The organism is Mesorhizobium sp. LMG17149 (genome assembly GCF_024518695.1).
Lineage (GTDB): Bacteria > Pseudomonadota > Alphaproteobacteria > Rhizobiales > Rhizobiaceae > Mesorhizobium.
The window spans coordinates 1-20702 of the sequence record NZ_JANIFL010000008.1 but is presented as its reverse complement, the minus strand read 5'-3'; the positions used below and the strand labels follow the sequence as shown (position 1 = coordinate 20702).

At 59.8% G+C, this 20702-nt stretch carries 15 protein-coding genes and 1 pseudogene; 8 read left to right on the top strand and 8 right to left on the bottom strand.

The features are described 5' to 3' along the window. The first annotated feature begins 1 nt into the window (after position 1). From nadC to NP945_RS19605, 7 genes are all read left to right on the top strand, one after another. A complete protein-coding gene (gene nadC / locus NP945_RS19635) occupies positions 2 to 883 on the top strand; it encodes a carboxylating nicotinate-nucleotide diphosphorylase (RefSeq protein ID WP_127269492.1) in 882 nt (293 codons plus the stop codon). A gap of 174 nt (positions 884 to 1057) precedes the next feature. After that, positions 1058 to 2026 (top strand): biotin synthase BioB, encoded by a 969-nt coding sequence (gene bioB / locus NP945_RS19630; RefSeq protein WP_236383478.1) that lies wholly within the window; start codon positions 1058 to 1060, stop codon positions 2024 to 2026. Then, positions 2023 to 3162: an 8-amino-7-oxononanoate synthase gene (locus NP945_RS19625; protein ID WP_024505572.1), complete on the top strand. Its 1140-nt coding sequence runs from the start codon at positions 2023 to 2025 to the stop codon at positions 3160 to 3162. Before bioB ends, NP945_RS19625 begins: the two co-directional genes overlap by 4 nt. Next, entirely contained in the window at positions 3159 to 3794 is a 636-nt protein-coding gene (gene bioD / locus NP945_RS19620) for a dethiobiotin synthase (RefSeq protein ID WP_024505573.1), read from the top strand. Before NP945_RS19625 ends, bioD begins: the two co-directional genes overlap by 4 nt. Then, entirely contained in the window at positions 3794 to 5059 is a 1266-nt protein-coding gene (locus tag NP945_RS19615) for an adenosylmethionine--8-amino-7-oxononanoate transaminase (protein WP_024505574.1), read from the top strand. Before bioD ends, NP945_RS19615 begins: the two co-directional genes overlap by 1 nt. After that, positions 5056 to 6039, top strand: coding sequence for a beta-ketoacyl-ACP synthase III (locus tag NP945_RS19610; RefSeq protein ID WP_126063924.1), 984 nt, complete (start codon positions 5056 to 5058; stop codon positions 6037 to 6039). Before NP945_RS19615 ends, NP945_RS19610 begins: the two co-directional genes overlap by 4 nt. A 173-nt stretch (positions 6040 to 6212) precedes the next feature. Next, positions 6213 to 7856 (top strand): MFS transporter, encoded by a 1644-nt coding sequence (locus NP945_RS19605; RefSeq protein WP_256747296.1) that lies wholly within the window; start codon positions 6213 to 6215, stop codon positions 7854 to 7856. A gap of 234 nt (positions 7857 to 8090) precedes the next feature. Here the strand turns inward: NP945_RS19605 and hemN are convergent. Further along, a pseudogene (gene hemN, locus NP945_RS19600) lies at positions 8091 to 9417 on the bottom strand (oxygen-independent coproporphyrinogen III oxidase). A 467-nt stretch (positions 9418 to 9884) separates the two neighbouring features. Beyond that, positions 9885 to 10298, bottom strand: coding sequence for a hypothetical protein (locus NP945_RS19595; protein ID WP_372337984.1), 414 nt, complete (start codon positions 10296 to 10298; stop codon positions 9885 to 9887). 625 nt (positions 10299 to 10923) lie between these two features. Here NP945_RS19595 and NP945_RS19590 point away from each other — a divergent pair. Then, the gene (locus tag NP945_RS19590; protein WP_256747295.1) at positions 10924 to 12063 is read left to right on the top strand and encodes a porin; all 1140 of its coding nucleotides are present in this window, start codon (positions 10924 to 10926) and stop codon (positions 12061 to 12063) included. Positions 12064 to 12545: 482 nt separating this feature from the next. Here NP945_RS19590 and NP945_RS32015 read toward each other — a convergent pair whose 3' ends face one another. The 6 genes from NP945_RS32015 to NP945_RS19560 form a co-directional block, all read right to left on the bottom strand. Beyond that, a complete protein-coding gene (locus tag NP945_RS32015) occupies positions 12546 to 14417 on the bottom strand; it encodes an acyltransferase family protein (RefSeq protein ID WP_126080682.1) in 1872 nt (623 codons plus the stop codon). An 82-nt stretch (positions 14418 to 14499) separates the two neighbouring features. Beyond that, a complete protein-coding gene (locus NP945_RS19580) occupies positions 14500 to 15060 on the bottom strand; it encodes a CpaD family pilus assembly lipoprotein (RefSeq protein WP_127248566.1) in 561 nt (186 codons plus the stop codon). Between the two features lie 12 nt (positions 15061 to 15072). Further along, the gene (locus NP945_RS19575) at positions 15073 to 16539 is read right to left on the bottom strand and encodes a type II and III secretion system protein family protein (protein ID WP_372337983.1); all 1467 of its coding nucleotides are present in this window, start codon (positions 16537 to 16539) and stop codon (positions 15073 to 15075) included. 26 nt (positions 16540 to 16565) lie between these two features. Beyond that, positions 16566 to 17252: a response regulator transcription factor gene (locus NP945_RS19570; protein WP_024505585.1), complete on the bottom strand. Its 687-nt coding sequence runs from the start codon at positions 17250 to 17252 to the stop codon at positions 16566 to 16568. 1683 nt (positions 17253 to 18935) lie between these two features. Beyond that, positions 18936 to 19970 carry an L-threonine 3-dehydrogenase gene (tdh, locus tag NP945_RS19565; protein ID WP_063169264.1) on the bottom strand — a complete coding sequence of 345 codons (1035 nt, stop codon included), beginning with the start codon at positions 19968 to 19970 and terminating at the stop codon, positions 18936 to 18938. Positions 19971 to 20035: 65 nt separating this feature from the next. Next, positions 20036 to 20702, bottom strand: a 667-nt coding sequence (locus NP945_RS19560; RefSeq protein ID WP_256747294.1) for an adenosine kinase, incomplete at its 5' end; no start/stop codon positions are given.

Sequence of the window (20702 nt, the reverse complement as noted above, 5' to 3'; positions counted from 1 at the left end):
TATGACTTCATTCTCCCCCCTCCCCGCGACCCTGATCGAACCGATTGTGCGCATTGCGCTCCTCGAAGACCTGGGCAGATCCGGCGACCTGACCACCGATGCGGTTATCCCGTATGATTGCACTGCCACGTTGGTGCTCAAAGCGAGGCAGGCGGGCGTCGTTGCCGGGCTCGATCTGGTCTCGTATGCCTTCCTTCTCGTGGAACCGGCGATCAACATCCAGATCTGGCGCCCTGATGGCAGCGAGGTTGGGGCCGGGGAAACCATTGCAAGATTGTCCGGACCCGCACGAGGCCTGCTCACGGCCGAACGCACGGCCCTCAATTTCTTATGCCGGCTGAGCGGCATTGCCACTGCCACAGCGGCCATGGTTGAGGCCGTGCGCGGTCACAAGGCGAGGATTGTATCGACGCGAAAGACGACGCCCGGGCTGCGGGCATTGGAGAAATACGCCGTGCGCGTCGGCGGCGGTGCCAATCACCGGTTCGGCCTCGATGACGGCGTGCTCATAAAGGACAACCACATCGCGATCGCCGGCGATATCCGCACAGCAATAGAGCGGGCGCGCGCCGCAGCAGGGCATATGGTGAAGGTCGAGGTCGAGGTCGACACGCTGAAGCAGCTCGATGCAGCGCTCGCGATTGGTGTTGACGCGGTGCTGCTCGACAATATGTCGGTCGAGGATCTTGCCCGCGCGGTTTCTATAGTGGATGGCCGTACGATCACCGAGGCGTCCGGTCGGGTGATGCCGAAAACGGCGGCGGCGATTGCGGCGACCGGTGTCGATCTCATCTCCATGGGTTGGCTGACGCACAGCGCCCCGATCCTCGACATCGGCCTGGACATGCCGGACCACCAGAACATCTGCAAGCACTTGAACTGAGGATTACGGCGTGAGGAGCAACATCAGCTCGGCAGGCGTAGGAGGTGCTGGAAAGACGTGCCGCAGCTCGCCTTTAGCGAGTGCGCCCCAAAGCCAAGAAGGCGTACCGGACTAGCAAACAAAGGTTTGACGATGACGATTGGAATGAACTCGGAGTTCGACGTGAACCAGACCATGCAATTGGTCGATGGAACGCCTCCGCGATGGAACCGCAAAGAGGCCGAGGCCATCTACGGCATGCCATTCAACGATCTGCTGTTCCTAGCTCAGACGATCCACCGCCAGAACTTCGATCGAAACCGAGTGCAGCTGTCGCGGCTCCTTAGCATCAAGACCGGCGGGTGCCCTGAAGATTGCGGCTATTGCAGCCAGTCTGCGCATTACGAAACCGGTGTGAAGGCGTCGAAGCTGGTGGACGTCAAGCATGTCATCGACGAAGCGGCCAAGGCGCGTGATGGCGGCGCAACGCGCTATTGCATGGGCGCGGCGTGGCGAATTCCCAAGGAGCGCGACATGGACGTTGTGGTCGCCATGATTGAGGGCGTCAAGGCCCTCGGCATGGAGACCTGCATGACGCTCGGCATGCTCGATCTTGAGCAAGCTGCTCGCCTGAAGCAGGCCGGTCTCGACTACTATAACCACAACATCGATACCTCTGAGCGCTACTATGGCGAGGTTATTTCAACCAGGACTTTTGCCGACCGGCTGGAAACGCTTGGGCACGTGCGCGCGGTTGGGATGAAAGTCTGCTGCGGCGGCATTGTCGGGATGGGAGAAGAAAAGACCGATCGCATCGACATGCTGGTCACGCTCGCGAACCTGCCCGAGCCGCCGGAAAGCGTGCCGATCAACATGCTTATTCCCATCGAAGGCACGCCGCTTGCCGCGGCCGACGCCATCGATCCGATCGATTTCGTCCGCATCGTTGCGCTCGCGCGGGTGATGATGCCGAAATCCTATGTAAGGCTGTCCGCCGGCAGGACGGCGATGAGCGACGAAACGCAGGCGCTGTGCTTCTTTGCCGGCGCCAATTCGATCTTTGTCGGCGACACGCTGCTGACGGCGGGAAATCCCGGCGAGGACAAGGATACCCTTCTGTTCCGGCGCCTCGGCATTGAGCCTATGGAACTCGCCACGCAATGAAGGAGGCAATTCTTGCCCGCTATGACGCAACCTTGCGGGGACTGGGGCGCAAGGACCGGTTACGGACGCTCGCACCGCGCGCCGGGCTCGACTTCTCGTCGAACGACTATATCGGACTTGCCGCCTCCAAAAGACTCGGCGATGCGGTTTCGACGGCGATTGCGCGGGGCACGCCAGTGGGCGCCACCGGATCGCGGCTGTTGCGCGGCAATGCACCGGAACATGAGCAACTGGAGGCGGACGCAGCGGCATTTTTCGGAGCCGAGCGTGCACTGTTCTTCGGCAGCGGCTATATCGCCAACTTCGCTCTGCTGACGGCCCTGCCGCAGAAAGGCGACCTGCTGGTCCTCGACGAGCTCGCTCATGCCAGCATGCATGAGGGTGCCCAGGCCGGGCGCGCTGAGTTCAAGCTGGCCGCGCACAACGACGTCGACGCTGTCGAGGACGCAATCACCCGCTGGCGCGCCGAAGGCGGCATGGGGCGGGTGTGGATCGCCTTCGAAAGCCTTTACAGCATGGATGGCGACCGTGCGCCGATGGAGAGCCTGGTCGCGCTGGCTGATCGGTACCAGGCATTCATCGTCGTCGATGAAGCGCATGCCACCGGCGTCTGGGGACCGGACGGCCGGGGACTGGCCGCCGCGTATGAAGGCCGCGACAACATCGTCACGCTCCACACATGCGGCAAGGCGCTTGGCGCATCCGGCGCGCTCGTTACCGGACCGCGAACACTGTGCGACTATCTTATCAACCGGTGCCGGCCATTCATCTATGCGACCGCACCATCGCCGCTGATGGCAGTCGCGGCACGTGAGGCGCTGACTATTCTGTCTGACGAGCCTATGCGTCGTGCTCAGTTGCACGAGCGTGTCGCTTTCGCGAGCCGGCAATTGGCCGAACGCTGCGGCGTGATGCCCAGCGGTTCGCAGATCCAGCCGCTTGTGATCGGCGATAACAGCCGCACCATGGCGGTGGCGGCAGGACTGCAGGCACGCGGCTTCGACATACGCGGCATTCGCCCGCCGACAGTGCCTGAGGGTACGTCGCGCCTGCGCATTTCGCTGACTCTCAACGTCGACGAAGCCGACATTTCCGCCATGGTCGAGGCTCTCGTCGGAGTGTTGGCCACAGCATGACCAAACGCATCGTCGTCACCGGAACAGACACTGGAATTGGCAAGACAGTGTTTTCGGCCGGACTTGCCGGGCTGCTCGACGGCTTCTACTGGAAGCCGGTGCAATCGGGCCTCAACGAGGAGACCGACAGCGAGGTCGTCGCCCGGCTTTCCGGCTTGCCCGACGGACGCGTGCTGCCCGAAGTCTATCGACTGACGATGCCGCTGTCGCCGCATCGATCAGCCGAAATCGACGGCGTCGCGATCGAGGCCGACGATCTTTCATTTCCGGTCCTGCCGACACCGCTCGTCATCGAAGGCGCCGGCGGGCTGATGGTGCCGCTCAATCGACAGACAAGGTTCATTGACATATTCGAACAATGGCGGCTGCCGGTCATACTGTGCGCCCGCACCGCGCTTGGCACCATCAATCATACGCTGTTGTCGATCGAGGCCCTGAGAGCCCGCTCCATCCCGCTCATCGGCATTGCCTTCATTGGCGAAGAGGTGGCCGATACACAAAGGACAATCGTGGAATTCGGCTGCGTGCCGCAGCTGGGCAGGCTGCCGCACCTCGGTCCGCTGACGGGTGAAACGTTGAGAGATGCAATGATTTCCGGCTTCGACCTGGCCATGATTGCCGGAGGCGACTGATGGCGGAGTCTCGAGTCTGGCATCCGTTCACGCAGCACGCGCTAGAGCCCTCGGTCCCTGAAATCGTGCTGACTGAAGGCGCCTATCTCCACAAGGCCGACGGCTTCCGCATCCTCGATGCGATTTCTTCCTGGTGGGTCGTCACCCATGGCCATCGCCACCCCCGCATCATGAAGGCCATCGAGACGACCGCGTCGAGCCTCGACCAGATCATCTTCGCGGGCTTCACCCACGAGCCGGCCGAACGGCTGGCCGAGGCGCTTGTCGGCATCGCACCCGCCGGCCTCGACCGGGTGTTCTATTCCGACAGTGGCTCGACCTCAGTCGAAGTCGCGCTGAAGATGGCGCTCGGCTATTTCCGCAACATCGGCGCGCCGCGTTCGCGCATCGCCGTCATGGAGCACAGCTATCATGGCGACACGATCGGGGCGATGAGCGTCGGCGCCCGCGGCGTCTTCAACGCCGCCTATGATCCTTTGCTGTTCGAGGTCGACGCCATCCCCTTCCCGGCCGCCGGGCGCGAGCAGGAAACGCTGGATCGGTTCGAGGCCGTTAGCCGCGACCGGCGCGCAGCCGCGCTGATCGTCGAGCCGCTGGTGCTTGGCGCCGGCGGCATGCTGATGTATCCGGCCTGGGTTCTTGCCGAATTGAAGAGGATCGCCGAAGCCTCCGGCACGCTGCTGATCGCCGATGAAGTGATGACCGGCTGGGGGCGCACCGGAACCATGTTTGCCTGCGAACAGGCGTCCGTCTCGCCGGACATCTTGTGCACGTCGAAAGGTCTGACCGGTGGTACCATCCCGCTGGCCGCCACGATCGCCACCGATGCCATCTTCCACGCTCACTTTTCGGAGGATCGCAAGAAGACGTTTTTCCATTCGAGCTCCTACACCGCCAATCCGATCGCCTGCGCGGCAGCACTTGCCAATGTCGAGATCTGGCGTGACGAGCCGGTGGCCGAGCGGATCGCGGTCTTGAGCGCGAGGCAGGCCGCCGGGCTGCAACGCTTCCGGGGCAATCCATATTTCACCGACTGCCGGACAACCGGCACCATCGCGGCACTCGACCTACGCACCGGCTCAGCCGGTTATCTGGCCGAGATCGGGCCAAAACTGCGCGCTTTTTTCCTTGAGCGCGGCCTGTTGGTGCGCCCGCTCGGCAATGTCCTCTATCTTCTGCCGCCCTATTGCATCACCAGCGACGAATTGGGCGGGCTCTATGACGCGATAGAGGAGGCCGGCGAACGCTTCGGCTCGCGGCCATGAACCTATCGTCGCGCGTTCTCGGCTTCGGCCATCATGCGCCGGCGCGCAAGGTCGAGAACCCGGAAATCGAAGACCGGCTCGGGCTTGAGCCCGGCTGGATCGAGCGGCGCACCGGAATTCGCTCGCGCTTCTGGGCAACAGACGAAGACACGCTGTCGGGCCTTGCCGCCTCTGCCGGCGACATGGCGCTGACCAATGCCGGTATCGACCGCGGCGACGTCGGTCTACTCTTGCTCGCCACGTCGACGCCCGATCACCTTCTGCCGCCAAGCGCGCCGCTGGTCGCACATCGGCTGGGGCTAGGCCGCGCCGGAGCGATCGACCTGACCGGCGCCTGCGCCGGCTTCATCTATGCGCTGATGTTCGCCGACGGGTTCACCCGCCTGCACGGCAAAGCGAGCCTTGTCATCGCCGCCAACATCCTCAGCCACCGCATCAATTTGGCCGAGCGCGCCAGCGCCGTGCTGTTTGCCGATGCCGCCGGCGCCATGGTGATCAGTCCTTGCGATGACCCGGATCGAGGCATTCTCGGCGCTTCGGTGGATTCCGACGGCTCGCGCTACGGGCTAATCCAGATTCCCGCCGGGGGAAGCAACACTCCGTTCCATGCCGACCTCGACCTCGCGCAGACACGGATGACGATCACTGACGGCCGTGAAGTATTCAGCAAGGCCGTGGAGATGATGACCGCCTGCTCGAGAGATGCGCTCACTGCTGCCCGACTGAGGCCGCAAGACCTCGATCGTTTCGTGCCGCATCAGGCCAATGCGCGCATTTTCGACGCGGTCGGCAGGAACCTCGGCATCGCTGATCACTCGATCGTCAAGACGATCGCCGAATATGGCAACTCTTCCGCCGCGACGATCCCGCTCTCATTGTCGCTGGCCCATCGGGCGCAGCCGTTTCGGCCTGGCGAGAAAGTCCTCTTGGCGGCAGCGGGTGCGGGTCTCAGCGGCGGCGCGCTTGTGGTGGGAATTTAGCAAAGCAATGCTTGCGCACAGGACTGCTCATGAATGAGACTATGAGAATGGCTCAATACGTAAATAGTCGCCGGCAAGCTCCATAGAGCTGGGTTCCGTGCGGTGCTCCGCGATGTCTAAGTATCGACCCGCTTGCTCAAATCGCAGCGCTCATCGAAGGCCAGCAATACCTCATGCAGAGCGAAAATCCTCAACCGCCCGTTTCAAAGACGCTCGCCCCATTTCGAAACAAGGTGTTTCGCTCAATTTGGGCGGCCACCCAGATTTCCAGCCTCGGTTGGCTAGTGCAAACGGTCGCCATCAGTTGGCTTATGGCAACGATTTCAGCGTCCGACCTCATGGTGGCACTCGTCCAGGCCGCATCCACATTGCCGGTGTTTTTCCTCTCAGTTTTCGCCGGAGCCATTGCCGACAACTTCAGCCGCCGGTGGGTGATGTTTGCGGGACACTGCCTGATAGCATCGGCGTCGACGACGCTGATGATTTCTGTGGGTCTGGGATTTGTCAGTCCTTGGCTGATTCTCGGGTTAGGTTTCCTGGCCGGCTGCGGCTTTGCCTTGAATGATCCGGCTTGGCACGCTTCGGTCGGCGATATCCTTCACAAACGCGACATTCCGGCCGCAGTGACGCTTATGTCCGTCGGATACAACATTGTGCGCAGCGTTGGTCCGGCCTTGGGGGGCGTGATCCTGGCCGTCTTTGGGCCGCTGGCCGCTTTCGCCTTGGCTGCGGTGAGTGATCTGGCGCCCATAAGCGCGATATGGCGCACCAAATGGGAGGTCCGCTCTTCGCCTCTCCCTCGTGAGAGAATGACGACGGCAATTCATGACGGAGTGCGCTTTACTGCGATGTCTTTGGAGATCAGGGCAGCGACCGCCCGAGCCGCTCTTTTCGGATTGGCAAGCATCTCCATTCTGGCGTTGCTCCCCCTCGTCGTCCGGGATCAGTTGAAGAGTGGGCCAATTGTCTACGGTATCTTATTGGCCGGCTTCGGCATGGGTGCTTTCATCGCGGGCATGGGCAACGGCTTCTTGAGGAAGGTCACGTCTCAAAACAGGCTGGTGGCCTTCGCCTCTGTGGCTTGTGCAGTCTGTTGCCTCTCCCTTGCCCTTACATCGTCGATTCCTGTGGCGGCCATTTCGCTGGCGCTCGGCGGAGCGGGTTGGCTTATCACCTGGACGGCCATTGACGTGTCGGTGCAGTTGGCAAGCCCAAGGTGGGTTGTAGGCCGCACGCTCTCCATTTACTACGCCTTGAGCGCAGGCGGTATGGCTGCTGGCAGCTGGATCTGGGGTTCTGTCGCGCAAAACTATTCCTTGACCTTAGCATTGGAGGGCGCCGCAGGCGCTCTGTTGCTGGTTGCAGCAGCGGGGATCGTGTTGCCGGTCCGTCCCTGGGAAGAAACCGATCAAGAAAGTTCAGTTTTTCATCCGCCGGACGTGGCTCTCGATCTGAAACCCAGAAGTGGCCCTATCGTGGCCAAGGTCGAGTATTTGATATCGGAGGAAAATATCGAGGCCTTTCTGGGCTCCATGCGCACGCGGCGACACGTCCAGAGCCGTGCCGGTGCACGAAACTGGACGCTCCAGCGAAATCTGCAAACACCGTCACTTTGGACGGAGACATTCCGCACCCCCACCTGGATGGACTTTCTCCGCCTAAATCATCGACTCACCGCAGCAGATAAGGAAGTCGCCCAGCATCTCCTGTCACTGCATGAAGGAGAGGTGCCTCCGCAGACAGTGCTTTCGATTGAACGGACGACCGAGGCAATTCGTACCCGTACCTCGACAATCTTTTCTCGTCCTCCAAGATGACGCCATCAAGCTGCTGTCCAGGGACAGGGTGGATCACCGGTGCTTTGCAGAGCACAGCCTCACACCGAGAGCAGCGTGCTCCGGGTTGTGCGCTTTCGCGCGCACCCAGGCGAGATGATGGTGAACGCGGCGTCAAGTGGAAGTCCCCTGCATACGCTTGCGGAGTCTTCTGCGAGAGCCCATGCCGACGAGCGCCAAACAAGGTTTGATGCCTTTCGGAGTCGTGGCCTCAACTCATCGATTCGCGAGAAAAGCATCGAATGCAGCAGCAACGGCGCGAACAACAAAGCGGTGCTCCGGCCGCACGCGGATGAAGCCGTTTTCGACGTCCAGGATCCCCTCCTCAGCCAGCGTCACCAAACTCTCAACTGAATCGAGAAAACGAGCTGGTTCGATTTCGTGGGCGGCACAGATGGTCGGCACGTCGGCCTCCAAATCGCACATCAGTCGCTCGATGATCGCTGCGCGCACCCGGTCATCGTCGGTCAGACGGTGACCCTTTGATGTCGCCAGACGTCCACTTGCGATGTGCCGGGCGTAAGAATCCCGTGTTACTTCGTTCTGAACATACCCCTCGCGGACTCGGCCAATAGCCGACGCGCCTAAGCCGATCACGTTTTGCAAGTATCGGCCGAGTATCCCAGCGAATTACGCCGTAGGCGCGCCCGGTCTTCTGCGCTAGCGCAAGTTCGTCGTCCGGCGGAGCGAAATGATCGAGCCCGATCTCCCGGTAGCCAGCGCCAACCAGTGTCTCGGCGACAGCTGCAGCCTGTTCGGCGCGAAGATCGCCGTCCGGTAGACCTGCCTGCTCGATAGGCGCTGGTTCTTTATCACGGAAGGAATATGCGCGTATCCGAACACCGCAAGCCGGTTGGGGCGCATGGCGACCGCAGCCATCGCGGTCTGGATGCAGGACTGCACAGTCTGTTTCGGTAGACCGAAGATGAGGTCGAAGTTGATATGGCCAACGCCATGCCGGCGGAGATTTTGGACTGCAGCGGCCGTCTGCACCTTACTCTGGATCCGATTGATCGCCTTTGCACATCGGGATCAAAGCTCTGCACGCCGATGCTCGCGCGGTTGACACCGTTAGCTGCCAAGGCTTCGGCCATTTCCGGTGTGAACGTTCGGGGATCGATCTCCACGGCGATCGCAGCAGTTTTGCTGAAAGCGAAGTGGCGGCGTAGAAATTCCATCAGCGCCAAGTGCTCGGCTGGCCCGATAAGGTGAGGCGTTCCGCGCCGAAATGCACATCGCTCACCGGCAGCCCTTGCCGCACTTGCTCCGACACCAAACTGATCTCCTGACGCAGCACCGCTAAATAATTAAGGATCGGGCCGTTGCGACGGATGACCGCGGTAGGGAAGCCGCAATACCAGCACATGGATCGGCAAAACGGAATGTGGAAATAGAGCGACACCGATTCGTCGGCCGGGAGGCCCCCCAGCCATTCCTCATAATCGTCAGCACCAACTGCCGCAGAGAAGTCTGGCACAGTCGGATAGATGGTATACCAAGGCGGCCGGGGGTCCCGGTACTTTGTCAGGATTGAGGTGTGCAAGGAGCTGTCATCCCACGTCGCTGATCCATCATTCTTTCGTTGCGCGCTCGTCCTGGTCTCTGACCTAAGTCAGTGCGTCCCGCTTATGTCGCAGTCTCGTTTGGACAGGATGGGGTCAACCACGCCGGGGAGCGCGCGTGCCATGGTTGCGCCTGAGGTGATGGTGCGGTGCCGCATTCAACGTCTGAGTACGTGACGCCAGTGCAGTGTGCTTGAGGCGTCTGCGGAAGAACTTTGCAATGCGAAATTCATGTCCGACGCAACGGACCTGTCAAGCCTCGTTCAGACGCCATCCAGGTCCAGCCAGCGGCCTTCCCTGCCGGCCGAAGAACCATACCGGCTTTAGCCACCGAGACGCTCTAAAGCTGACGTCGGCTCATTTGATGAAAGGAGGACGCCGCTAGGGGGTGCACAAGGTTCCCCGGCTTGACGTCGCTTCGAGCGAAGAGCGGCGGTGTGGCTTGTCGTCAAGCGCCGGGCAGCGTGCCCCCTACCGATATCCCGAAAAGATCGACCAAGATGGCCATGCCGACGCCACACGCGGTCTGGATGAGGCCGACCATGAAAATGCGATTGGCGCGTTCGTAGATGGGGCGCCGCAAGGAACTCATGTCGAGCAGCATGGACAGCGCTCTCATCTGCAGTGCGATGCCGAGCAGGATCGGCACTACGGCGAACAGATCGTAGAGTTGCCATGGCAAGGGGTTCGCGGCCCAATGAGTGAGGAAGCCGAGCGAAAAGGCAAGCAGGATACCCACGGCAGTGATTGTGCCGTTGCGGAAAATGGTCTCGATCGGTTCTTCCTTCGGATCGTGCTCGTCCAAGCGGCTTCCTTTCGTTGCTCTTTCCGTCGAGACTAAGTTCTCGAGAATGCTGTTCATCGCCAATTACTCGAGGCGAGCCGTAGGCAGCCGTTTCAGGGTGCGCTCCCTCTCGCTTCCGGCCGCGCAATGTACCTGCACGGCGAACTTACAGCGGCGAAAAGGTGCTGCGGCCACCATGCGACGCCTCGGACGTGCACGCCCTCTGTTCCTGGCGCAGCCCTTGCGGAGCGTACGCGCAGTGATCCTTCTCGGTAGCGCATGGCGCGGCCTCCGTTGCGGTCAGACGGGAAGCCGTCGCTGTTAAACGAGACTGTCACATATCGAACATGGCGAACCGTGTCGCACATTGCTTTTCGCAGTGACCCTCAAAAAAAGTGATTCCAGCGAGACGAAGGCGCGTCGGCCCGATTTTGGTGTCGGCCGCATTTACGCTTCAGGTTGGCATGTCGCTTGCTGCTCTATTTCGGAGAGCTGCAGCGGTCCGACCGGAGTGTTTCACATGTAAACGATAATGAATCTCCTAGCAGAAAACACTATTATAAGTACATGTGGCTTTTACGCTGGCTCACCTCTCGTGTCAAGCGCTTTGGCGTCCACATATTGGAGACAACACGCACAAAATTTAGAGGAAAAGCTTGCTCTTTCGCCTCTATCCTTTTTATTCCTTCATGGAGATCTAGACATGTACATCAAGAGTCCTCTTCTCGGCTTAACTGCTCTGATGACCGTTTCCGTCGGTCGAGCAGCTGGCGCCGAGCGGGAACCGGCCGAGTACATCAAGATCTGCGACGTCCTCGGCTCGGGATATTCCTATATTCCCAACACCGAGACCTGCCTGCGCATCGGCGGCTATGTCCGTTACGATATCGGCCTGGGTGACGTCCGATCGTATGACAGCGCAAGAACCTCGGACGTGAGAACTGGCGAGGACCAAGGCACTTGGCGAAACAGCACACGCTTCACGTTCAAAACTTGGACCGGCCAGCAGACCGAGCTCGGCGCGTTGACGACCTATACCGAAACCCACGTGAATTTTGGCAACAGCGCTAACTCGCATGACAGTCCTCAGAACTATGATTTCAACAGCGGCCTCGCACTGGCTTCTGCCTGGGTCGAGCTGGGAGGCCTGCGAGTTGGCAAGGAGGGGTCGGCCTTCGATACGTTTGCAAGCTACGCTGGCAACGTTCTCGATAGTATGCTCGTTCCGTCGGCCGGCTTCGACACCAACGTGGCTCAGTACCACTTCGACGCCGGCAACGGCATTTCGACTGTGATTTCGCTCGAACAAGGATCGGGCTCAGCCGGTACTATCGACAGCTATATTCCGCACGTTGTCGCCGGCTTGAAATACACGCAAGGCTGGGGCTCGATCACCGGCGTCGCGGCTTATGACAGCAATTACGAAGCTTTTGCCGGCAAGATCCGCGTCGACGTCGCTGTCACAAACCAGCTGTCGCTGTTTGGACTCTTCGGCTACGGTTCCAATGCCAGTCTCAACGAGGACTCAAACGGCGCAATTGCCAATCATGGGCGCGGCTCGTACAAAATCTGGAACGGCCAGTGGGCTTTCTGGGCGGGCGCCACCTACGAGTTTGACGAGAAAACTTCGTTCAACCTTCAGGTCTCGGGTGATCAGCTCAAGGATGCTGGTGTGGCTGCAAACGTCGCCTACATGGTCGTTCCCGGCTTCACGGTCACAGCCGAGGTCGATTACGACCACTACGGCAACTCTGGCCTCGGCCCTGCCGAGCCTACCGCCGTCAAGGGCACGAGCAAGCCGAACAGCGTCGGCGGCATTCTCCGCTTACAAGGCTCATTTTGAAATCTCTCCAGTCGCGAGCATGGCAAAGGCACTTGCCTCGACAACGCACGCATGGAGAGCTTCGTTCGCCATCTTGAAGTCTGCATCGACCGTCCACGGCCCATCGTACCAACTAGAAACTGAAAGTTATGAGCCCTGTGTACTACACCTAGCCCTTGACCTGCCCGATGAACCGGCCAGGGGCCGTCAGTTCAAATTCGGGGCCGCTTAGAGGGCAGTGTGAGGCCGTGTTAGGTAAGCGCCACTGCAATGTCGAGGCCGCGACACGCCTGTCGCTTTGGACGGCTGGAATTGCCCTTCGCGGCGCCATTCATTCTCTCAACATTTACGTGATAATGCACGCTGAGTCCGAGCCGCGTGGCAGCACCCATCCTAGGTCACTATCGGGGGGCCTTAAACCTGAACAGCTCCATCGTCGCGGCTGCTGCGGAAGCAGGAGCTATCACTGGGACCCGTACTGGTGCTTGTCAGCCGCTGAGCCGCTACTTCGTCTTGGGAAGAGCATTGTCCTTGCCAAAAGCCGGCCAGTATTTCGAGATTGCCAGTGTGGCGCCGGCTGAAGAGAAATGACCATAGTCGAAATATAAAAACTCTCCTCTATCGGAATAGGCGCAGCGTCCTGCGCTGCACAGGAATTTCAGCGGATCGATGAATGTGGCGCCTTTGGTAAATGAGCGCACACGTTCGTTGATGTCGGGGTCCATCGCGATCGGCCAGGACGTATCGTCCAGATTTTGGCGCTTGGCGAAGAACGCAATTTTCCGGACGTCAGTTGGGAACTGCGGAGACTGGCCGATGACAAACACGCGCACGCCCAGGGCACGAAGCGTAGCGATTGTTTGCTGAAGACCGTCGAAACCTCTGACCTCATAGTCACTCCATCTACCGCTGAGGATAACCGTCTTGATGTCCGCTTCCAAGATGACGTCCAAGGCCTTGCGATTGAACCGGACACAATCAAGACGATCGTAAGGGTAGTAATAGAGTATCGGCGCGCAGCTGGCGTACGTATATTCAACGATGTTCGCCTGCAATCGATTTATGTTAGCACCCAAGCCGGAAACATAGTGCGCGGCGAAGGAGTCGCCCCACAAAAAAACCGTTGTTGGAAAACCGCTGGTGCGCGTGCAATCCTCCATATTCCAGCTTTCGATCCGGCTGGTGCCCTCGTTGAAACAGATGCCATTCCTCCAGTCCCCGACGGAAATGCGCCGCTGGACATAGTCCGGAAACCGTTGCGGAAAGCCGTTGCCGAGCGCCCCCGCCGCTCCGCCGGCACAAAGGACAACGATCGCGAGCGCTGAAAAGGCGAAGATAGGCCCCGGGGAGGTGAAGGCCCTCTTCTGTCGAAACGGCTGCTCTACAAACTTCCAGGAGAATGCAGCCAATGCGAGGCTTGCCACCAACATCGCACCGGTCATCAACGGATCGAGTTTTTGGAACGAAAGATAGTGCGCGAACGCATTGAGAGGCCAGTGAACAAGATACAACGAATACGAGATGAGCCCAATCCAGACCAGCGGCCGGACTTCGAGCATGCGGGTGGCGACCGTCGAGGGGGTATTTTGGCCAACATAGATCAGAAGGGCCGTTCCGATGCATGGATACAAGGCGTTGTAGCCTGGGAACGGATCACTCGCCGAAATCGCGAAGAACCCGATGGCGAGAAGGCCAAATCCGGCCACCCCCACCGACTCCATCAGGAATCGGTTGCCCAGCGGCGAGGGGCATTTGAGCATGAGCAGGGCGCCCAACATGAGTTCCCAGATTCGGGTCGGCAGCAGATAGAATCCGGCGGTGGGTGCCAGCGATGTCGCCATCACCGCCACTACGAAGCTGCAGAGAATTATCGGAAGAAGTGTCGTCAGCCAGCGCTTCCCGATGTAGCGATAGATTAGGAACATCAGGATTGGTGCGAAGATGTAGTACTGCTCCGCTACGGAAAGCGGCCAAGTGTGCAACAGTGGTAGAAGCGCGGCATCGATAGAGAAGTAACTTGACGTTTTCCAGAAGAAAACGTTCGACCAGAAGGTCGAGGTAGCTATGATGCTAAGACTGAATCCGCGCAGATCCGGTGGCAGAAGAATGAACAATGCCGCAATGCAGGTGAGAAGCATCACAAAGACGAGCGCCGGCAGAATGCGCCGGGCACGGCGCCAGTAGAAGTTGACGATGGAAAATTGGCCGCGTTCAAGGTCATCCAGGAGGCTTCCGCTGGTTAGGTAGCCGGAGATGACGAAGAAGATATCGACCCCGCTAAAGCCACCCGGGATCGCCGAAATTCCGAAATGAAAGAGTACGACCGGAAGTACAGCAACGGCCCTAAGGCCCTCGATATAGCGCCTATATTGCACCCAGCGGTTCCTTTTATTTTAATCAGGACGCGATTGGAAGCTTTCAATCTCCGGTAGGAGTGCTGCCGAGATAAGGGCGGTATCAGCCACCTTTATCCGTCCCGAATGCTCTGTAAGTTGCAACTGGTACAGAAGCACGATCGCCATCGCCGGCCTTGACGGCCTGATTGTCGAGCAGATCGCGCGGATCGTTGACCATCACGGCCAGGTTATGTCCTGTCGAACAACCAAGCGGCTGTTTGAAGGATTCTTCATTGGGTAAGGCACCATATGAGGGACAGACCGGCGGACGGGCGTGATAGACAATCGCCTCAATTCGCACTGAGCCGGCGTCGTGTTGATCGCGCAATTGAATGTTGTCTTCTTCGATTGCCAACTGCCTGGCCTGATGGGCTACCCCTGTGCTGAGCTGGGGCGAACCGCTGATGAGGAGGTGGATGGCATCGAACCGGCCGCGACTGGCCTTGTCTAGGAAAACACGCAAACGCTGCCGTTCGGAAGCGCGCAGGCTTTGCAACGTCAGGACGGTGGTCTCCTCTCGGACAAGCATTGGTGCCGATGGTTCGACATCAACTGGCGTAGTGCTTGTGCAGCCACTTACGCTTGGTGCCAGAGCGACAAAGAGGATTATAAAACGCAACATCTTTGGATGACACTATTCGATGATGAAGCCGAGACCGCCCTGGGCGCTTGGCGCGCCCGCACGGATAGCAGCGCGGTCTCGCGGGGGACTTGTCACGGAATTCGTCGGAGCGCCCCCTCCGTTCAAAGCCGGTGCCGCCCGCTCGGTCGGTGCGCTCATCTGGTTTGGGTTGGAGCCTGGTCTTACAATGTAAGGCGTAACTAGAATGACCAGTTCTGACTCCTCTTTTTGAAACGAGGTCGAGCGAAAAAGCGGTCCCAGGATCGGCAGTTCTCCGAGCCAGGGAAAGGCCCTGACATCATTGTTGACGTTCCGCCTGATTAGACCGCCGATTGCGAAGCTCTGGCCGCTGGCGAGTTCGACGACCGTATCGGCTCGGCGCGTGGAAACTGCCGGCACGGAAATTCCGTTGATTTGCACGGCACCTTGCGTCGACAGTTCACTGACTTCGGGCGTTACGTGAATGTTGATTTGATTGTTGCTGAGAACTGTCGGCACAAATTCCAGACTGACGCCGAAGTGACGGAATTCAACCGATACCTGCCTGTTTTCCTGCAGGACAGGAATGGGAAATTCGCCGCCCGCGAGAAAGCTGGCCTTTTCACCCGACATAGCGGTGAGGTTCGGCTCAGCCAGGACGGAAGCTATATGCTCCTTGGCGAGCGCGTCGAGAACCGCGCTGACGTTGACGGCACCGTTGTCGAATCCGATTTCTGCTGTGCCGCCACCCTGGGTTGAACCAGACCCAGCGCTTGCAGCGCTTCCGCTTAGAACGCCCACTTTGAAATTGCCGATTTGACCGAAGGCGGACAAGTTGACGCCGAGTGACTTCATGGCGCTGCGTGAGACTTCGGCTACGCGCACGCTGAGGTTAACTTGCAGGGATCCAGCGACCTTGATGTTGTTGACGACTTGCGCTCCGTCGCCCAGATATTGCTCAGTGACTCTTTTTGCGGTGTCGGCGACCTCTGCGTCGGGCGCCGTCCCGCTAAGGATTGCGCCGCGCGGCGTATAGTTGACGCGGATGGGATAGTCGCCGACCTGCTCCCGCAACATGGCGCGTAAATCCCCGATCGGTTGCGTGACAACGATACGCAATTCGGCGAGAGGCTCGCCATTGCCATCCAAGGCGAATAGGCTGGTCCGCCCCGATTTCTTGCCAAAGACGAAGATTGTTTTGCTCGATGGCGCCTGAAAATCCGCGATCGTGGGGTCAGCAACAAAGATGGTCGTGGCTGGCGCGGGCAGATGAACGGTCTCCCCGAGCGAAGAGGAAAGGGTCAGCGTGGCGTTGATGCTATTCGAAGCCGCATGCGGCGGGCCTTTGTCCTGCTTGTTTTGCGCCGCGACACCAAGTGGGAAAGTCACAATAAGCGCGCAGAGGAGATGGCCCAGGTAACGGGGCACTGCAGGTCTTGTAACCTTGTTGGCGATCGCCCGCCAATTGAGCGCAGGGCAAGGATGTTTAAGGATCAGCAAAATAGATCTTCTTTCGATTCGACAAACTATGCGGACGAGGCGTCAGTCAATTCTAGGATGTAACCAATGCCTCGGATGGTCTTGATCCGTGGCGTTGCACCTGATCTGGTCAGATGTCCCCGTAAACGATAAATTCCGACTTCAAGCGCGTTGGCAGACACGTCGTCGTTGAATGAATAGAGGTGATCTTCCAATTGCGCACGGGGCACGATGCGGCCTGCCCGGTTAAGCAGGTGCTCTAGAATACAGAGTTCGCGACGTGCGATCATCATTGGGTGCCCATCAACGAAAACCTGGCGGGCGACCGGATCAAAGTCGAGATTGCCAAATACGAGCCTCAGGTCGGTCATCTGTGTCGCCCGGCGCAGAATGGCTCTCATTCTGGCAATAAGCTCATCGGTAGAGATGGGTTTGAGCAGAAAGTCGTCCGCACCACCGTTGAAGATCGCAATTCGCTTATCGAGATCGTTAAGGCTGCTCATAATGACGGCAGGAACTGAATGCCCGTGGGTCCTCAACTGCCTCAGCCAACCCAAGCCATCGCCATCTGGCAGAGCCAATTCCAGCAGGAGAATTTCATAGCTGGCGCAAGAAAATGCACTCGAAGCCAGTTCCAGAGTACCAACGACATCAACGACGAAGCCGCCATCCCCGAGCGCAAGTCGCATGGCGCGCGCAAGATCCGCATGATGATCCACGAGCAGCGTTCGCATTTCATCTCCTCTCGAAGAGGGACGGGCTATCGAACGCGTCACCGGCGGCCATCTGATCGGAGCACACGGCGCGCAACTCGTCGCAGCTCTCGGAACTGGTCCGAGTCGGAGGGACATGCAAGTCGCTCGGTGGCAATAGGCGCGGGTGAGGACCAACTGACGGGCTCAAATACGCCGGTCGGCGAACCCACGAGGCCAGCAACCCGCGTGCGATTTCTCGTTGCATCATCTCTCCAACGTGCAGCCCCTGCGCTCGCAAGGCAGCGTCGCGGCTCAGAGCCCGATTCCCACAGAGGGTAGGGTTAGCTTTCGAGAAACTGATTGAACAAATCGATTATTTGGATCGAATGCATCCACGGTATGGATGCAGCGCCCCATCTTCAACGACTGCGGCGTCCTGATGCACTGTTGTGTCTGTCGTGCTCTGCTTTTTCGCTGTCCTTCAAGGCTGGCGAGCCTGGTGGAACCTGCGCGTCATTGGCTTGGTAGCTTGAATGCTCAACAACGGAGCGCCCTGCGCAAAGCCGCTCTCATTTCCAAAAAGCCTTGCAATCTGGTTGGAGCACTTCCGCTCGACACCAAAATAGGCGAGGAAAACTGACGTCTGACAGGGATGTACATGCAACAGCCGATTTGCGGCACCAGCAAACGACCGCGTTCAGGCTGAAGATCGACGACCAACGGCTCCTCGATTTCCGCACCGACCGCTTTTACAAGCTCTTCCTGTGCGGGCGGATGCCGGCAAACAGCAGCACAGGGTCAGCGAAACCGGGAGCGGGCCTGCTTGATCGCCATGATCACATTGCCGCTGTCGCGCGTGCGGAGCCGGTCCAGCCGGCGGCAATCCGGTCAGCACCATCGTCTGCACGAAGCTCCCTGACGAAGACGTGCCCGAATGCGCTCAACAAAGCCGGGCGGCGGATCTTTCCAATCGCCGAAGGTGCGGGCTGGCACCGAGCGGCGAACTGCGAACTCATTCCTGCCCGGCGGCGCTGGCCGCCGCGAGCGTCGATGCGGACCCAGCCGCTCCGAATCCTCCCACAACACGATGAGCGCGTCGCGGACATCGCTGCCGTAACAGCGGCTGCGGCTCTTGCCCGCAGACGGCCTCTGCTCACGACGGTTCATAAGACGGATCGCGCGCTTGCGAATAATAGCCGGTTACCGCCTCGAACTCATCCAGAATGCGCCGCTTGTCAACGCCGCAATAAAGCTCCACGATCGCCGCTTCACCGTGTCGCCATGCTGAGCCGCGCCATCCTTCCCCCGAACCGGAATGGCACGACCTGTCCATCCCCTTTGGAACAGGACACTATTGGTAACATTTTGCTTGAGGCAATGCGGCTCGTTGCCTTCCTTTTCGCTGACCGGAAGGGTACCGGAAGTCGTCTATCGCATCTTACCCGCTGAAAGCGGCAACACCTCGACCTCAATCGCAGATCATAGGAAATAGACGATCGCGTCGGGGCCTCAGCATCGGTTCACCGGGTTTCCGTCATCGACTGAAGCGAATTGCCCCATCGACCGTCACCGGGTGGGCCGCGATACGTCGCCGTGTATGATTAGCGAGCGCACGTAGCGTAGCCATAGCTCTCCACCCAGCCATGTTCCCCTAGTTGGAAAATGTCCGGCGGACCAGAGGTGCTGTCGTCAGCTTTTCCTGAATAGCGGCCAAGGCAATCCCTACCAGTCCATCACCACCTTGCCGGAACTGCCGCTCTTCATCGCATCGAAACCGATCTGAAAATCGTCGATGCCGATGCGGTGGGTGATCAGGCCGGAGACATCCAGCGGACCCTGCACAAGCGCGATCATCTTGTACCAGGTTTCGAACATCTCGCGGCCGTAGATGCCTTTGAGATGCAGCATCTTGAAGATGACCTTGTTCCAGTCGATCTCGAAGCCGGTCGGCGCGATGCCCAGAATGGCGATCTTGCCGCCATTGTTCATGGTGTCGATCATGTCGCGGAAAGCGGGGGCGGCGCCCGACATTTCGAGGCCGACGTCGAACCCCTCGGTCATGCCGAGCACCGGCATGACGTCGCGCAGCTTTTCCTTCGAGGCGTCAACGACATGCTGGACGCCGAGTTTCTTGGCCAGCGCCAGCCGCACCGGGTTGATGTCGGTGATCACCACTTTGCGCGCGCCGACGCATTGGGCGACGAGCGCGCCCATGATGCCGATCGGCCCGGCGCCAGTCACCAGCACGTCCTCGCCGACCAGATCGAAGGACAATGCGGTGTGGACGGCATTGCCCAAGGGATCGAAGATCGCGGCAATCTCATCGGGCACATCGTCGGGGATCGGCACGACATTGTGCTGCGGGATCGCCAGATACTCGCCGAAGGCGCCCGGACGGTTGACGCCGACGCCGAGTGTGTTGCGGCACAGATGCCCTCGCCCGGCGCGACAGTTGCGGCAATGGCCGCAGACGATGTGGCCTTCGCCCGATACACGCTGGCCGACCTTGTACTCGGTGACCGCTGCGCCGAAATCGGCAACGGTGCCGACGAATTCATGGCCCGTCACCATCGGCACCGGCACCGTCTTCTGCGCCCACTGGTCCCAATTGTAGATGTGCACGTCGGTGCCGCAGATCGCCGTCTTCTTGATCTTGATCAGCACGTCGTTGGGGCCGATTTCCGGCACCGGCACCTCTTCCATCCAGATGCCCGGTTCGGCCTTGGCCTTCACAAGCGCCTTCATCATGTTCGACATCAGGATTTCCCTATTCCGTGATTGCGCTTCTGGCGAGATAGCCTGCACAACGGGAAGGTAGGCCACTAACTCGTTTGAACGTCCGGAATGGTCAGCCCCGCCTGCTCGGCCTCGCGGCGCAAATTCTGACGGGGCCTGGGGCCGATCTGCTGGATCACCAATCCGGCTGCCAGTGAGCCAAGGTCGCCGCAAGTCTGCAGGTCGCGGCCTTGCGTGTAGCCATGCAGGAAGCCGGCAGCATAGAGATCGCCGGCGCCCGTCGTGTCGACCAGTTCCTTGATGGCGGTCGCCTTGATCACCACGGTCTCGTCGCCGCGCACGATCACCGAGCCTTTTTCCGAGCGGGTGACGGCGGCGATCCGGCAATCCTTGCGGATCTGCGCCAGCGCCTCGTCGAACGACGATGTCTGGTAGAGCGACCTGATCTCGTGGCTGTTGGCAAAGACGATGTCGACCGTGCCCGAGCGCATCAGGTCGAGGAATTCGTCGCGGTAGCGGTCGACGCAGAACGAATCCGACAGTGTCATCGACACTTCCCGGCCTGCCGCGTGCGCCAGCTTCGCCGTCTGGCGGATTGCCTCCTTGGCGCGCGGCGGGTCCCACAGATAGCCTTCGAAATACGTGACCTTGGCGCCAGACGCCTTGTCGGCTTCGACATCCTCAGGGCCAAGCTCGACGCAGGCGCCGAGATAGGTGTTCATCGAGCGCTCGCCGTCGGGCGTGACGAAGATC